This window comes from Hymenobacter sp. DG25A (assembly GCF_001280305.1).
GTDB lineage: Bacteria > Bacteroidota > Bacteroidia > Cytophagales > Hymenobacteraceae > Hymenobacter.
In genome coordinates this window covers 3,513,106-3,530,039 of sequence record NZ_CP012623.1, presented here as the reverse complement: position 1 = coordinate 3,530,039, position 16,934 = coordinate 3,513,106, and the positions used below count along the sequence as shown (strand labels likewise).

Sequence of the window (16,934 nt, the reverse complement as noted above, 5' to 3'; positions counted from 1 at the left end):
CTGGATAGGCTATTGACTGCCCCTTTTCCGAAAAGCCGACACATGCCGACGACGACCTCCTCCCCGCTCAACGATATTCTGCGCCAGCGCCTCCTGATTCTGGATGGGGCCATGGGCACCATGATTCAGCGCCATAAGCTGGAAGAAGCTGATTTCCGGGGCACCCGATTCGCCGACCACCCCAAGCCCCTGCGCGGCAACAACGACCTGCTCAGCCTCACCCGCCCCGATATCATCCGGGGCATTCACGCCGACTACTTCGCGGCCGGGGCCGACATGGTGGAAACCAATACTTTCTCCGGCACCACCATTGCCCAAGCCGATTACGGACTGGAGCACATTGTCTATGAGCTGAACTACGAGTCGGCGCGCATTGCGCGGGAAGTGGCCGATGAATTCACCGCCCAGAATCCCGGCAAGCCGCGCTTCGTGGCCGGTGCCGTGGGCCCCACCAACCGCACCGCTTCCCTCTCCCCCGACGTCAATCGCCCCGGCTTCCGCGCCGTGACGTTTGACGAGCTAGCCACCGCCTACCTGGAGCAGGTGCGCGGCTTGGTAGAAGGTGGCTCCGATGCCCTGCTGATTGAAACCATCTTCGATACCCTGAACGCCAAAGCAGCCCTGTACGCCGTGCAGAAGTTCTTCGACGAAGGCGGCAAAGTGGTGCCCGTCATGATTTCAGGCACGATTACCGATGCTTCCGGCCGCACGCTCTCGGGCCAAACGGTAGAGGCTTTCTGGAACTCTATTCGCCACTTGCCGCTGCTGAGCGTGGGTTTGAACTGCGCCCTGGGCGCGCATCAGCTCAAGCAATACGTGCAGGAGCTCAGCCGCATTGCTGATGTGCACATTTCGGCCTACCCCAACGCTGGTCTGCCCAATGCCTTTGGCGGCTATGATGAATCAGCACAGGAGTTTGCGGCGGTGGTGGAAGACTACCTCAAAGACAACCTGCTGACGGTGGTAGGCGGCTGCTGCGGCACCACGCCCCAGCACATTGCCGAACTCAGCAAGCTGGCCGAAAAATACCAGCCCCGCCCCCTGCCTGCTGTGCCGGCCGTTACGCGCCTGAGCGGCCTGGAGCCCTTCGGCATCAATGAAAACAGCCTGTTTGTGAACGTGGGCGAGCGGTGCAACGTGACCGGCAGCCGCGCCTTTGCCCGCCTTATCCGCACCGGCAACTACGAAGCGGCCCTGCAGGTAGCCCGCGACCAGGTGGAAGGCGGCGCGCAGGTCTTGGACGTGAACATGGACGAAGGCATGCTCGACTCGGAGCAGGCCATGACCACCTTCCTGCATCTCATTGCCTCCGAGCCCGACATTGCCCGCGTGCCCATCATGATTGACTCCTCCAAATGGAGCGTGCTGGAAGCCGGCCTCAAGTGCGTGCAGGGCAAGAGCATCGTCAACTCCATTTCGCTGAAGGAAGGCGAGGAAGTATTCAAAGCCCACGCCCGCACCGTGCGCCAGTACGGCGCCGCCGTGGTGGTTATGGCTTTCGATGAAAACGGTCAGGCCGATACGCTGGAAAAGCGCATCGAAATCTGCCAGCGCTGCTACGATATTCTGGTAAACGAAGTGGGCTTCCCGGCCGAGGATATCATCTTCGACCCCAATATTCTGACGGTGGGCACCGGCATGGAGGAGCACCGCAACTATGCCCTGGATTTCATTGAGGCCGTGCGCTGGATTAAAGCCAACCTGCCCGGCGTACTCACCAGCGGCGGCGTGAGCAACATCAGCTTCTCCTTCCGCGGCAACGACGTGGTGCGCGAGGCCATGCACTCCTCCTTCCTCTACCACGCCATTCAGGCCGGGCTGGACATGGGCATTGTAAACCCCAGCCAGCTGGCCGTGTACGATGAAGTACCCCAGGATTTGCTGGAGCTGGTAGAAGACGTGCTGCTCAACCGCCGCCCCGATGCCACCGAGCGCCTCGTGGACTTCGCCGAAACCGTGAAGCAGAAAGATAAAGCCGAAGTGGTAGCCGATGCCTGGCGCAGCCTGCCGGTGGCGGAGCGTTTGCAGCACGCTCTGATTAAAGGCATCACGGAGTTTATTGACCAGGACACTGAGGAAGTGCGCCAGCAGGTAAACCGCCCGCTGGAGGTCATTGAAGGCCCCCTGATGGCCGGCATGAACGTGGTGGGTGACTTGTTCGGGGCCGGCAAAATGTTCCTGCCGCAGGTAGTGAAATCGGCCCGGGTGATGAAGAAGGCTGTAGCCTACCTGGAGCCCTACCTGCTGGCCGACAAGCAGAGCGGCGACCGGCAGACCGCCGGCAAAATTCTGCTGGCCACGGTGAAAGGCGACGTGCACGACATCGGCAAAAACATTGTGGGCGTGGTGCTGGCCTGCAACAACTTTGATATCGTGGACCTGGGCGTGATGGTGCCGCTGGAAAAGATTCTGGACGAAGCCGTGAAGCAGCAGGTCGATGTTATTGGCCTGAGCGGCCTCATCACCCCCAGCCTGGATGAAATGGTGTACGTGGCCCAGGAAATGGAAAAGCGCGGCCTGAAAACCCCGCTGCTCATTGGCGGAGCCACCACCTCTCGTCTGCACGTGGCCGTGAAAATTGCGCCCAACTACTCCGGCCCCGTGGTGCACGTAAACGATGCCTCCCGCTCGGTGGGCGTTGCTGCCGCTTTGCTGGGCTCCGCGGATGTGGAATACGCCCGCACCGTGCGCGAGGACTACCGCCAGCTCCGCGAGGACTACGCCGGCCGCCAGCGGGAGAAAAACTACCTGCCCATTGAAGCCGCCCGCGAAAACGGCTTCAAGGCCGATTGGGAAACCACGCCCATCACGAAGCCTTCTTTCCTGGGCACCAAAGTGCTGGAAGATTACCCTCTGGCCGAGCTGGCTACCTACATCGACTGGACACCCTTCTTCCACACTTGGGAGCTGAAAGGCCGCTACCCCCGCATTCTGGAGGACGAAAACCTGGGCGAAGCAGCCACCAGGCTGTTTGAGGATGCACAGGCCTTGCTGAAGAAAATTATCGACGAAAAGCTGCTCACGGCCCGCGCCGTGCTGGGCTTCTGGCCCGCCAATACCCAAGGCCACGACACCATTCAGGTGTTTACCGATGAAACCCGGGAGCAGGTGCAGACCGAGTTTTTCACCCTGCGCCAGCAAAGCGAAAAAGCGCCCGGCATCCCTTCCCTGGCTTTCTCCGATTTTGTGGCCCCGCGGGAAACTGGCCGCGAAGATTATATCGGGGGCTTTGCCGTGACGGCGGGCCTGGGCATTGAAAAGCTGCTGGACCAGTTTGAAAAGGACCACGACGACTACTCCAGCATTATGGTGAAAGCCTTGGCCGACCGCCTCGCCGAGGCGTTTGCTGAGCGCCTGCACCAGCGCGTGCGGGAGGAGTTCTGGGGCTACGCGCCCGCCGAGCACCTCTCTAACGAAGACCTCATTCAGGAGAAATACCAGGGTGTGCGGCCCGCGCCCGGCTACCCCGGCTGCCCCGACCACACCGAGAAAATCACGCTGTTTGAGCTGCTGGATGCGGAAAATAAAACCGGCATCCGCCTGACGGAAAACCTGGCCATGTACCCGGCATCTTCCGTCAGCGGCTTCTACTACGCGCACCCCAACTCGCGCTACTTTGGTCTGGGCCGCATCGGCAAAGACCAGGTAGCGGACATTGCCCAACGCAAAAGCATGCCGCTGCCGGAGCTGGAGCGCTGGCTGGCCCCCAATCTGAATTACGACCCGGTTTCCGTGCCCGTAACAGCGTTGTAAGCCACAACAAAACATTCGGTTTCGTCATGTCGAGCGCAGTCGAGACATCTCGCGTGCTGATGTTGTCAAAGTAACTGTCATGCTGAGCCTGTCGAAGCATCTCTACCGCTTCGTCACAGTGGTATACCACACTAGCGAGATGTCTCGACTGCGCTCGACATGACGGCCTACGTGAAGCAAGACATGACAGGCATAAAAGAAGCGAATCGACTTTGGTTTCTTTTTAAGTACGAGAGCTAACATTCCCACCGCAATACCAACCAGTTCCTAGTTGGTGCTCTATATGAAAGTAACCGACCACCTGCTGCACGCCAACGGCAAAACGCTCTTCTCCTTTGAGGTGCTGCCGCCGAAAAAGGGCGAGAATATCCAGAGCCTGTTCACCAATATTGAGCCGCTGCTGGAGTTCAAGCCCCCGTTTATTGACGTTACTTACCACCGCGAGGAGTACGTGTACCGGCAGCACCCCAACGGCCTGCTGGAAAAGAAAACCGTGCGCCGCCGCCCGGGTACGGTAGGCATCTGCGCGGCCATCAAAAACCGCTTCGATGTGGATACCGTGCCCCACCTGATCTGCGGTGGCTTCTCGAAGGAGGAAACCGAAAACGCCCTCATCGACCTGCACTTTCTGGGCATTGATAACGTGCTGGCCCTGCGCGGCGACCCTATCAAGAGCGAAGGCAGATTCCTGCCGGACCCCGATGGCCACAGCTACGCCTGCGACCTGATTGGCCAGGTAGCCGACCTGAACAAAGGCTCCTACCTGGACGAGGAGCAGGATGACACCTGGGCCACCAACTTTTGCATTGGCGCAGCGGGCTACCCCGAGAAGCACTTTGAGTCGCCGAACTACGCGGCCGACCTGCGCTACCTCAAGCACAAGGTAGACCGCGGCGCCGACTACATCGTGACCCAGATGTTTTTCGACAACGAGCAGTTTTTTGCTTTCGAGAGGCGCTGCCGGGAAGCGGGCATTAACGTGCCTATCATTCCCGGCTTGAAACCCCTCACCGCCAAAGGTCAGCTCACCATGCTGCCCCGGGCCTTCTACCTCAACATTCCGGAAGAGCTGGCCGATGCCGTGCACCAGGCCCCCAGCAATGAGGTGGCCCGCGAAATTGGCATTGAGTGGTGCATCAACCAGAGCAAGGAGCTGATGGCCCACGGCGTCCCCTGCCTGCACTATTACAGCATGGGAAAATCAGACAGCATCCGTCGGGTAGCCAGCGCCTTGTTTTAGGAAGTGATATGGTGAGTTTGACATTCTGGTTGCGCTGATTGCGCGGTTTGAACGACAAACTCACCATATCACCACTTCACCGCTTACCGGCATTCTTCCTTGGTCAGGCTTTCGTTGATGGCAATGGCGGCCAGGGAGCCTTCGGCGGCGGCAATGATGGCTTGCTGGGGCGCGGGGGTGGTGTCGCCGGCGGCGTAAATGCCTTTGATGCTGGTCTGGGCCTTGTTGTTGGTCCATACCGCGCCGTTGGTGAGCAGCCGGCAGCCGGTTTCCTCGGCCAGGTTGCTGCGCTGGCGCTGCTGGGTGTGCAGAAACAAGGCGTGGCGGGCCAGTTTTTCGCCGTTTTCAAACACGATGTGGCGCAGCTCGCCGGTGGAGCGACCCTCCAGGTGGGCAATCTTGTCTTCGCGCACTACCACGCCGTGGCGGGCCAGGCGCTGCATACCCTTCTCCTTGATTCCGCTGGGGCCGTTGGTGCAGACTACTACGTCCTTGCTCCAGCGGCTGATGAGCAGGCCCAGGCCGAAAGCGGTTTTGCCCTGCCCGTATACGGCCAGCGGCTTGTCGCGCACTTCCCAGCCGTGGCAGTACGGGCAATGCAGCACGCCCCGGCCCCATAGCTCGCGCATGCCTTCGATGGGCGGGAGGTCGTCGGTGACGCCGGTGGCCAGCAGCACCCGGCGGGCCGAAACCGTCACCGGGGGGCCGCCCCTGTCCGGCTGCATGGTTACACAGAAGCCTATTTCCTGCACTTCAATACGGGTAACGCAGGCTTCCCGCGTGGTAACGGTGGGATAAGGGGCCAGCTGCTCATGGCCCAGGCGCAGCAGGTCGGCGGGCTTGATGCCGTCGCGGGTGAAAAAGCTGTGCACGCCCGGCGAGGTGCTGTTGCGCGGCGGTCCGCTGCTGCACACCAGTACCTGGCGGCAGCTGCGCCCCAGCACCAGGGCCGCACTCAGCCCGGCGCTGCCGCCGCCCACAATAACGACATCGTACTCAGAAATAGTAGGAAAAGAAAAACGACCGGAACCCGAAGTCGGCGATGGATCAGAAGCAGTAGATTTCATAGAAAAGCAAGGCAAACAGATAAGCAGCTTCTATGCTACGTACTTTGGCCAAGTTAGTCCGGCGAAAAACGAAAAAGCCCCCTCCAGGCAGGAGGGGGCTTTTCCATGTATTATAGGCGGGAGGCTAGTTTCTCTTCACCAGCTTTTGGGTCAGATTCACCTCCTTGCTGCGAATCGATACCTGATAGGTGCCTTCCGCCAGACTGCGGATATCCAGCGGCTGAGCCATGCCGCCCTGCAGGGTCAGCTGGCGCACTACGCGGCCCGTCATGTCCAGCACCTGCACCTGGTAGGCGCCGGCCGGTAGCGTACCCAGGTCCAGGGTGGCCTGGGCCGCCGCCGGGTTTGGATACACGCTGATGCTGATAGCGCGGGCCGCGAAGGTAACCGTGCGCACGGGCGTGATGTGCAGCTTGCCGTCGGTATCTACCTGCCGCAGGCGGTAGTACACCGTGCCGGTCCGCTGGCCTACGTTCACATCAGTGAAGGCATAGTCATGGAAAGTGGAGCTGCTGCCGTTGCCGCGCACCTGCCCGATTTGCCCGAAGGTGATGCCATCGAAGCTGCGCTCCACCTCGTAGTGGTCGTTGTTCTTCTCAATAGCCGTGCGCCAGGTCAGTTGGGCATTGGTGCGGATGGCCTTCACGTCAAACGTCGTCAGCTCTACGGGCAGCGGCGGGATGGTTACGCTAATGCTTACCGTGGTTACTGATTTCCCGCCCTGGGCATCTACCGTATTAACGGTGGCATTGTATACCCCCGCCGCGGCATTGGCCGCTATCGGAATGGTAATAGCACCGGTGGTAGTATTCAGCCGCAGCCAGTTAGGCAGCGTGCTGCCGGCGGCCAGTGCAACCGAGGTCAGGGCAGCGTCTGAATCCGTGACGGTAGCCAGATCCTGATTATCCTTCAGGGAGCTTTTGTTGTAGGTGTTGCCTACTGAGTAAGCGGCTTCCGTGTCCTCGTTGATGGTGATGGCTACCGTATTGGTTGTTTTGCCACCCTGCGCATCTACCGTATTTACCCGGAAGGTATAAGTACCTGCTACCGGCGCGGTAGTGCCGCTGACCGTGAACTGGCCCGTGGTGGTGTTGAAAGCCATACCGGCGGGCAGCGTGCCGCTGGCAATGCTGGCACTGGCTACCCCCCCATTATTGTCGGCTACCGTGGCCAGGGAAAACCCGTTGCTGAGGGCATCCCGGTTATAGGTGTTGGATGCGCTGTACACCGCATCAGCATCTCCGTTGAAGACCAGCGTTACCGTATGGGAAGTGATGCCACCCAGGGCATCCGTTGTGTTTACCTGGAAGGTATAGGTGCCTGCGACCAGCAGGGCAGCATCTGCTACCGTCAGCTGACCGGTAGCGGCATTCAGAGCAACACCGGCCGGCAGCGCGCCCACGAGTACCGCCGAGACAATGGCTCCGTCAGCATCCGTTACCGTGGCCAGGCTCTGATTGGTGGAGTAGCTTTTCACGTTTTTCGCGGCGGCTACTGTGTACACCGCCTCGCGGTCAGCATTGATAGTAATGGTTATCGGAACCGTCGACTTACCACTCGTAGCATCCGTCGTATTTACCGTGAAGTTGTAGGTGCCAGCGGCCAGCACGGTGCTGCTGCTCACGGTAAACTGACCCGTTGTGGTATTGAAGGCCATACCTGCAGGCAACGTACCCGTGGCAATAGATGCCGAGGCAAGTGCCCCGTCCGCATCTGTTACCGTCGCCAGCGACGAACCGTTGTTCAGCGCATCCTGGTTGTAGGTGTTCGAGGACGAATACACGGCTTCTTTATCCGCAGTGAAAGTGAGCGTGATAGTCTGCGTGGTGATACCGCCCACTACATCCGTGGTCGTCACCGTCAGCGGGTAAGAGCCGGCTACCAGAGTAGCGGCATTCGACACCGTAAACTGCCCCGTAGTCGAACTGAAGGCGACGCCGACGGGCAGCGTGCTGCCATTGGCCAGCACGGCCGAGGCCAGCGCACCGTCTGCATCCGTTACCGTGGCCAGAGAAGTCCCGGTCGTGTAGCTGTCGACGTTCTTGGCTCCCACTACCGTGTATACCGCTTCGCGGTCCGCGTTGATGGTGATGGTTACCGGAACCGTGGATTTTCCACCCGCAGCGTCCGTCGTATTTACCGTGAAGGTGTAAGCATTGGCTACTAATTGGGTCGTGTTGCTGACAGTAAACTGGCCAGTGGTGCTATTAAAGCTCATGCCAGCCGGCAACGTACCTGTGGCAATAGCCGCCGCGGTAAGGGTGCCATCGGCATCCGTTACCGTGGCCAGCAACGAGCCATTGCTCAGCGCATCCTGATTGTAGGTATTGGGAGAAGAATAAACGGCCTCGCGGTCCGCAGTGAAGATCAGCGTAATGGTGCTGGTTGATTTACCGCCGGTGGCATCCACCGTGTTAATCGTCAGGGGGTACGAACCGGCTACCAGGCTACCTGCAGTAGAGACGGTGAACTGGCCCGTGGTAGCATTGAGGGCTACGCCGGCGGGCAGGGTGCTGCCCACGGCCAGTATGGCTGAAGTCAAAGCACCATCCGCATCCGTAACCGTAGCAAGTGATGCGCCAGTTGTGTAGCTGTCTACATTCTTCGCAGCAGCTACGGTGTATACGGCTTCTTTGTCGGACGTTAAATTCAGGGTTACCGCTAGGGTAGTGGTACCGCCCGTAGCATCGGTCGTCTTTACCTGGAAGTTATAAGACCCAGCAACCAGCAGCGAGGCATCCGTTACTGTCAGCTGACCGGTAGCCGCGTTCAGGGTTACACCCGCCGGCAACGTAGTGCCATTAGCCAGCACGGCGGCTGTAATAGAACCATCAGCATCCGCAACGGTAGCCAGAGAGGTGCCATTGGTGTAGGTGTCGATGTTCTTGGCTCCCACTACCGTGTACACGGCTTCTTTATCCGCGGTGAAAGCCAGCGTGATGGTCTGCGTCGTGATACCGCCCAGCACATCCGTGGTCGTCACCGTCAACGGGTAGGAGCCGGCTACCAGAGTAGCGGCATTCGACACCGTAAACTGCCCCGTGGTCGAACTGAAGGCGACGCCGGCGGGCAGCGTGCTGCCATTGGCCAGCACGGCCGAGGCCAGCGCACCATCCGCATCCGTTACCGTGGCCAGAGAAACCCCGGTCGTGTAGCTGTCGATATTCTTGGCTCCCACTACCGTGTACACGGCTTCTTTATCCACATCCGATACCAGAATAGAATAAGTAGCGGTATTCGATACGGCGCTTTGGTTATCGGTAGCCGCGTAAGTGAACGTTACCGTGCCACCAAAGGCCCCGGAGGGGTCAAACTTCAAAGAAGCGGCCTGGGCCGGCGATAAGGATACTGTGCCGATGTTAGCGCTGGTTAGGGCCACGTAGGTGCCACTCACGCCGTCGGCGTTGTTATTGTAGAACAGTGTACCGTCAGCAGGCAGGCTCTTGATGGAGTACGAAGTAATCGTACCATCGGTATCCGTTGCATTCAGTGAGCTGATACCCGTTTGACCGGCCGTGCTGGCAATGGGGCTGCTCAGGGAGTTGCTCACAGCGGCGGCCAGCGGGGCCGCATTGCTGAGTGTGATGGTGTAAGTAGCCGGCGTGGTGTCAACAGGACCCGTAGCGCTGTTTGCGCGCACGGTGTAGGTGAAAGTTACCGTGGTGTTGCTGGCGCCACTCGGGTCGAAGGTCAGTTTATTGGCATCGGCGGCCAGCAGCTCAAACTCGGGGGTTGTCACGGCTACTCCATTCACATACAGTGTACCCTGGGTGTCGCCATTCGGAATGGTGCGAATGATGTAGCTGTAGAGTGACGTAGTCCCATTTAACGAACCCGAAAAGCCCGTGATAGAAGTAGCATTGGCGCTGCTCACAATCGGGCCCGAAGTCACGTTGCTGGCAATTGGCTCAGTAATGTTCTGGTTTACCGGTACAGTGTAGGTAGCCGTATTGGCACTGGCCAGGCCGCTGTTGTCCTTAGCCGTAAACTGTAGGGCGAGGGTGGTAGCCGTGGTGTTGGCAGCCGGGTTGAAATACAGGTAGGCGCCCACTGGAATAACAGTACTAGTGGTAATGACTGTTAAAGCGTTGTTGTTACGCCCCACATTAGCTCCCAGGTCGGTGGTGGAGTAGGTTAGTTCGCCCTGCGTCGTGGCGTTTGGCAGGCCGCTGGTAATTGTGAAGGAGGCAATGGTGCCGTCTGCATCCGAGCCGTTCAGCGTGCCATTCGGTGCCGTCCAGTTCAACCGGTACGCATCGTTTTTCGTGGTCGTTGTAACGCTGCTGTTCGTGCCGGAAATGGCGCGTGGGGCCTGGTTGCCGAGTGTAATGGTGACCGTAGCGGGCGTAGCATCTACGGTGCCGTTGTTGTCGGTGGCCGTGTAAGTGAAGGTGATGTTACTGTTCGTAGTGCCTGAGGGGTCGTATTTCAGCGAAGCCGCCTGCTGAGCGGTCAGGTTCAACTGGGAAGCCCCGCCATTTAACATGGCGCTGGTCATGGCCACATAGGTGCCAGAGGTACCATCAGCCGCTGTGTTGTAGTAGAGCGTGCCGCTGGCGGGCAGCGCCGAAATCTGGTACGAAGCGATAGCGCCGTCCGGATCCGTAGCCGTCAGGGCTGGAATAGCCGTGGGACCATTTGCGCCAGGAATAGCTTGGGCCGTCGTCATCGTCACGTCGGCGGCTACCGGTGCACTATTCGTGATGCTGAGGGAATAGGCCGCCGTGGAGGTGCTGATGTCGCCCTGCGAATCGGTGGCGTAGTAGCTGAAGCTAACCGTACTAACACTCGCCGTGCTGTTTGGCAAGAAGTAAAGGGAAGCCGCCTGGGCAGCACTCAGCACCAGGCCAGGGTAGTTGCCAGCGGTAACTTCCGTGTAAGTAGCACCCGATTTTACATACAGCTTGCCGGAGGTATTCAGCGCAGTCAGGCTGGCCGGCGTGATGGTGTAGGTATTGATAGCATCCCCGTTGACATCGGTAGCTGCCAAGGGCGACAGCGGCGTGTACACGGCGCGGGGCGTGGTAGAGCTCAATGCCGTGGGAACGGGCGGTGTATTTACCACGGTGGTTACTTTGGCCGCGGCGGCGGAGCCGTTGTTGTCCAGCGGGTCGGCGTCGTCGTTGCCAATGGTGCTGCTGGCCGTGCCGTTCACGGTAGTGCCCGGCATGACGAAGGTAATGGTGGAGGTGCTGCTGGCCCCGATGGCCAGGTTAGCAATGGTGGGCAGCGTCAGTACCCCCGTCGACTGCACATAGGTGCTGCCCGCTGGGTAAGTAGCCAGCACGGTGCCCGGGGTAAACTGCACCTTGGGCTGCACGCCGGTAGCGGCATAGTCGCCGCTGGCAGTAGTGGTGGCAGTGTAGGTTACGGTGGAACCTGCCTTGGCGTGGTTAGTACCCGATAAGGTCGTTGCCACGTTGGCCTGTGTGCACCACGTCATATTACCGATACCAATGTACTGCACACCCGGTAAGCCGGCGGCGGCCGAAAGCGTGTTCTGGTAAATGATACGCAGGCTGACAATAGGCTTATTGAACGTAATGGTAGCATTACCATTTGTCTGCCCATCTACGTTTTGCTGCTGCGCCGTAATTGTATTGTTACTGCGGCTGGTATAGGCGGCATTAGCCAACGTTACCGTCGCATCACTGGAAAGGTTAAGATTCAGGACCGTCCCGTCTGCCTGAACAGCATTCAGCGTTACCGCATCGATGTAAGTAGAAGCATTAGCATCGATATCCTCAATTGTGAAAGAGAGGTTATTAACGGGCCGGTTAAAGCCAAAAGCTATCTGCGTAGTAGCGCTGGCGTTACTGATATAGTCCGTAGACCAGAAGAGCGTTTTATGACCGAACGGCGAGTTGGCCAATGGTGTGATGTACAGGTTGGTTTCCGGGGCGCTAGGCTCTACATAAGTGCCTTGTGTACTGATGGTAGTGTTGTTGGGAGCGCCGCCCACAATGAAAGCCGGACGATCCTGCCAGTCTTCATTGTCGGTACGGGCAGTAAAGTCCAGCGTAGTGGTGGCTGTACAAGCAGCAGTCACAGCATTTGCCACCCTGGGCGAGGCCACAACTAGGCTGCGTTGTGCCTTGGCAACCGCCTTTTGCAGCTTGCTTGCGGCGGCGGGAGGTACAACCACTTCCCGCGGAATCGGGGCCTGGGCCTGCACTCCCAACGGCACCAAAGCCAGTAGTAGAAGTACGGAGGGTAAGAGTGCTTTCATGCAAAATAGGGGTGTAGAAGAAGGAATCAGACGAAGGGCAACCTTACGGGTGATATAGCGTAGGGTCTGCAAACCTACTGTGGCGCCCGCGGCTTGGTCGGCACAATTCGACCAATTACCTTATTCACTCGTTGGAATTCTGCTGTGCCCCGCCGACTCATTTTCCGCGACGGCTCTTGGCCCGGTCGCTGCTTTCTGTGGCACCTCCCGCCATCCAGTAAAAACAAAAGCCTCTCCCATCAGGGAGAGGCTTTTGTTATAATAAACAGGCCGTGAAACTATTTGTACTTCACCAGCTTGTGGCTCAGGTTCACCTGATTTCCCTGAATCAGAACCTGATACGTTCCACTTCTTACGGCCCGCAAATCAACCGTTGGGAGGCCGCCGCCCTGTACCTGCGTGCGGTACACTTCCCGCCCCATCATATCCAGAATATGCACCTGGTAAGTGCCTGCCGGCAGGGCCCTCAAATCTAAGGTAGCCTGCTCGGTGGCTGGGTTAGGATACAGGCTAATGCTATTGGCTGTAACAGTGCCCTTGATGTTTACTGCCCTTACCGATGTACGGTGCGCCTGGCCATCAACGTCCACTTGCTGCAGGCGATAGTACACCGTGCCTGTGTGGCGCAAACCTACGCTGACATCAGTGCAGCTATAATAGTGGTAGTTAGTGCTATTGCCGTTGCCGCGCACCTGCCCAATCTGGGCGAAGGTGATACCATCGAAGCTGCGCTCCACTGCAAAGTGGTCATTGTTCTTTTCTGAGGCGGTAGCCCACGTAAGCTGCACATTTGTGTTGCCGGCTTTTGCTTCAAAGCTCACCAGCTCCACGGGGAGTGTTACTGTAAAATCACTAAGCTTGTTGACACCAGCTTCAGACGTTCCGTAGGCTGCCAGATAAGCTGTAGCAGAAACAATATCGCCCGAGTTGATGGTGGCGGCAATAGTGTTAAATGTCACATCAAACAGGCCATTTGCGTCGGCGGTGAGCGTACCTACATATGATTGTGCTTCGCCATGCGCTACATTATCACCACTGGTAGTAGTGGTTGGGCCATTCTGGTTAGTATCGGCATTGTTGGCGCTATATACTTCCACAATAGTATTGGCAAACAGGGCGCTGCCCGCTGGGTTATTTCCAATATAGCCTTTTACACGAAGCTGCCCAGGACCGGCTTTTTCGATTAGCGTAATCACCGGGTAGTCCATGCCGCCATTCGCTTGGTTAACATTAGCTACTCCGTCATTAGCCGTTACACCATCTCCCTGCCCGTAGCGTGATTTTCCATTGGCATCCGCACTATTCACATAATAGGTAGCCGGAGTCAAGTCAACAGAAAGTAGTCCCTGCCCACCGGTGGTACCATTACCATTCTGGTAAATGGAGTTCTGGCTTATCCGGATGCCACGCTGACCATAATTGATTACAATACCCGATGATTGGTTTTGGGTAATAATGTTCTGGCTGATGATATCCGGATTGGTTCCCCGATCCGTACCATTACGCGACAGGTAGTGAATGCCCGAGCCTTCCAGCCGGGTAACAGCTCCGTACAGACCATTACCTGAGACAGTATTGTTTTGCACTTTATTAGTGCTGAGTTTGGCAATATCAAACTGAATGCCGCTACTGTTTGCATTAGCAATCAGGTTGCCGGTTATGGTAACCGGTCCCGCAACACTGCCGGCAGCTATCTGGTCGGCAATGGTGATATTGTCCCCTCCTGCCGTAATCCGACCGTTTTTGTCAAACTCATTGTTGGTAATAATATAACCTGCGCCTATTCCGGAGTAGCTCAGTCCTGAGCTGCCTGCGTATGCAATAAGGTTATTTTGTACCGTGCCCGAGGGGTTCGTCAATTTTACGCCAATTGTGCTGGTAGCTGGTGCTGGGGCCGCTCCGGCAGTAAAGGCATCTACGCCTATCAGGTTTTGTTCAATAAGCATATTGGTGCCACTGGTCACCGTTAAGGCGTTGGCACCACCATGCAGCGATACTCCGCGCACAATAGAATTATCCGCTGAAACCTGAATCAGGTTGGTGATATTTGTAGGTCCAACGATTTCTACTTCTGAACCATTCACCTTGCTGAGGGCCACTTTGCCGGTACCTACTGTGCCACCGGTTCCCAGCGTAATGGGGTTGGAGTTGTTCAGCGTACTCTGGGTAGTGCCATCAATGGCGGTGCCTGCGGCGTTGGCAGGCGTTGTAGCATTAGTAAGGCTTAGGCTGGAGCCCAGCGTAATTAAAGCACGGCTATTTATGGTAGCTGCCGTTCCAGCCGCATTCTTTAGCTGATTGGTAAGGCCAGCACGCAAACCTGGCTTAGCGGTACCGTCCGGAATCATAAAGATGGAGGTTTCCTGCCCGGCAGGGAAATCGGTTCCGCTATCAAACCCATTGTTATTGAATGGGCGCTGATCCAAACCGGTATTAACCAAAGCATTGGCATTCGTAATGAACTGCCGCAAAGAACCCTGGCCTGTATCGTTGGTATTCACAACTACATCAAAGCTGAAGCCGAAATCCGAGCCGACGGCTCCATTAGCAGCCAGCGTAACTGTAGCCAGGGACTGCGAGTTAGCAGGAAGATTGCCAGCAGTTCTGGCAGCGGCATCCGCCACGTTTGGCGCCTCACCTCCTACGCGGTTCCCATCACTGTTCACATATGTTTGTACAGGCAGCAGGCCTGCAACAAAGCCACCGCGGCGGCTGGTTACGGTGCTATTGACTACGCGTACTTTGTAAGTACCAGCAGCCAGCCCAGAGAATGTATAAATGCCATTAACTCCAGTTGTTGTAACTGCCTGATAAGCATTGGCACCAGTATATAACTCCACCGTAGCGCCATTACGACCGATGCCACTGCTGGCTGCCTGGCTGCGGCCCATGCCCCCACCATAATTCACATCCTCGTACACAATACCGCTGATGGTATTAGCAGCACCAACCGGAATGGTATAGGTAGTAGGGGATGATGAAAGACCGCTGCCATCTGTTACAGTAAACGTCAGCACTACGCGGCCTACATAACCTGCCGCAGGGTCAAAAGTCAGTAAGCTGAGCTGGCCAGCCGGAATGTTGACGCTAGGGGTTGTAGCAATGAGAGTACCATTGAAAGCCAGTAGGCCTTGTGCGGCAGTTGGCAGACCACCGGTAATGGTATAGTAAAACAAATCATTCTCCACGTCAGCACCTGACAGCGAAGGAGATAAAGCCGTTGCGTTTGCGGTATTTACCAAGGCTACGTTTACGCCATCAATAGCTACTGGCGTGGCATTGGTTACGGTAACAGTAATAGTGGTTGAATTGGAGATTTGTGCTGGTGTGGCACTGTTGGCTACCGTGTAGCTTACGCTGGTGGTAATGCTGGAGCCTACAATAGTAGCGGGTGGCGTGAAGCTCACCACGCCACTGGCACTGACGGAGAAAGTGCCCCCATTGCTGCCGGTAACATTGCTGGTGCCTGAAGTTGCGCCCTGGCTTAGAATCACCGAAGCCACATTAATAGCATTGGCACCCGCACCACCATCGGCAGCTACATCATTACTCAGAATACTGATGGTGATGGGTGTTTTGTAATTGGTTGACGCTACGTCCGGATTCACTATAGGAGCACCTATTACCACCACGGTAATGGTAGCGGAGTTGGACGGAAGACCCGCATCATCCTTCACAGTGTAAGTAACCGTTGCGGTACCTGCTGTGGCCGTGGGAGTGAAAACTACTTTGCCCAGATTAGCACCTGTGCCCTTGGCAAATGTGCCGGAACTGGTACCAGTGGCAGTACCCAGCACGATGCTGGTGTTATCAATTGTGCCGTTGCCGTTGGCATCCGTATCGTTGCTCAAAGCATTAATCACTAAATCAGTACCACTGGCAGCAACCGTGTTACCAGGGTCGTTGTTAGCTACGGGCGCAGTGTTTGTTACCGTTACTGTAATAGTAGCCGCCGCCGAACGTTGCGCTGGCGAAGCACTGTTGGCTACCGTGTAGCTTACGCTGGTGGTAATACTGGTGCCTACAATAGTAGCGGGTGGCGTGAAGCTCACCACGCCACTGGCATTGACGGAGAAAGTGCCCCCATTGCTGCCGGTAGTACTGGAAAGCACTACACTGGCCGTATTAATAGCACTGGGCGCCCCGGCACTACCTGGCGTATCATTATTAAGAATATTGATTGTGGTAGGTAGCTTATAGGTAGTAGAGGCCACATCAGCTACTGCTACTGGAGCAACGGTTACCGTGAAGTCGGCCCCAGAAGTGGCCGTAGTGTTACCGGGAGGTGAAACCTGAATCTTACCCGTCGTTGCACCTGATGGCACAGTAGCCTTGATTTGCGTGGCTGATACGAAGGTAAAAGCGGCCGTAGTACCGTTAAATTTAACGGCACTGTTACTTTTAAAATTCGTCCCAGTAATGGTGACTATGGTTCCTACTGGACCACTATTAGGCGTAAAGCCAGTAATAGTGGTAGTTGCGGCACTTAAGGATAAAGGCAAGCATACAATCAGAAATGCAATGAATGCCCACATCTTCCGAAGCTGAGTACCTTCGCTGCTCTTCCAAGCCCTATCAGGCCAGGCAGCTAGTTGCGAAGGGCTTAGTTGCTTCGACGACAACAAGGTTGGCAATCCTGAGATAA

At 57.1% G+C, this 16,934-nt stretch carries 5 protein-coding genes; 2 read left to right on the top strand and 3 right to left on the bottom strand.

What is annotated here, in order from left to right; translation table 11 throughout:
- The first annotated feature begins 42 nt into the window (after positions 1-42).
- Together metH and metF are read left to right on the top strand one after the other, a co-directional pair.
- A complete protein-coding gene (gene metH / locus AM218_RS15100; RefSeq protein ID WP_054414748.1) occupies positions 43-3,753 on the top strand; it encodes a methionine synthase in 3,711 nt (1,236 codons plus the stop codon).
- 283 nt (positions 3,754-4,036) lie between these two features.
- Complete coding sequence (metF, locus tag AM218_RS15095; RefSeq protein ID WP_054415676.1) at positions 4,037-4,993, top strand: methylenetetrahydrofolate reductase [NAD(P)H]; 957 nt, start codon at positions 4,037-4,039, stop codon at positions 4,991-4,993.
- 83 nt (positions 4,994-5,076) lie between these two features.
- Here metF and AM218_RS15090 read toward each other — a convergent pair whose 3' ends face one another.
- The 3 genes from AM218_RS15090 to AM218_RS15080 form a co-directional block, all read right to left on the bottom strand.
- The gene (locus AM218_RS15090; protein ID WP_082318263.1) at positions 5,077-6,060 is read right to left on the bottom strand and encodes an NAD(P)/FAD-dependent oxidoreductase; all 984 of its coding nucleotides are present in this window, start codon (positions 6,058-6,060) and stop codon (positions 5,077-5,079) included.
- Positions 6,061-6,184: 124 nt separating this feature from the next.
- Positions 6,185-12,289 (bottom strand): T9SS type A sorting domain-containing protein, encoded by a 6,105-nt coding sequence (locus AM218_RS15085; RefSeq protein ID WP_082318262.1) that lies wholly within the window; start codon positions 12,287-12,289, stop codon positions 6,185-6,187.
- A 278-nt stretch (positions 12,290-12,567) separates the two neighbouring features.
- Entirely contained in the window at positions 12,568-16,824 is a 4,257-nt protein-coding gene (locus AM218_RS15080) for an Ig-like domain-containing protein (RefSeq protein ID WP_410471218.1), read from the bottom strand.
- Positions 16,825-16,934: the final 110 nt, after the last annotated feature.

What these genes read in the sequence shown, in the direction of transcription:
- AM218_RS15090 (WP_082318263.1), bottom strand. Translation starts at nt 6,060, where the DNA reads ATGAAATCTACTGCTTCTGATCCATCGCCGACTTCGGGTTCCGGTCGT.
- metH (WP_054414748.1), top strand. Translation starts at nt 43, where the DNA reads ATGCCGACGACGACCTCCTCCCCGCTCAACGATATTCTGCGCCAGCGC.
- AM218_RS15085 (WP_082318262.1), bottom strand. Translation starts at nt 12,289, where the DNA reads ATGAAAGCACTCTTACCCTCCGTACTTCTACTACTGGCTTTGGTGCCG.
- AM218_RS15080 (WP_410471218.1), bottom strand. Translation starts at nt 16,824, where the DNA reads ATGTGGGCATTCATTGCATTTCTGATTGTATGCTTGCCTTTATCCTTA.
- metF (WP_054415676.1), top strand. Translation starts at nt 4,037, where the DNA reads ATGAAAGTAACCGACCACCTGCTGCACGCCAACGGCAAAACGCTCTTC.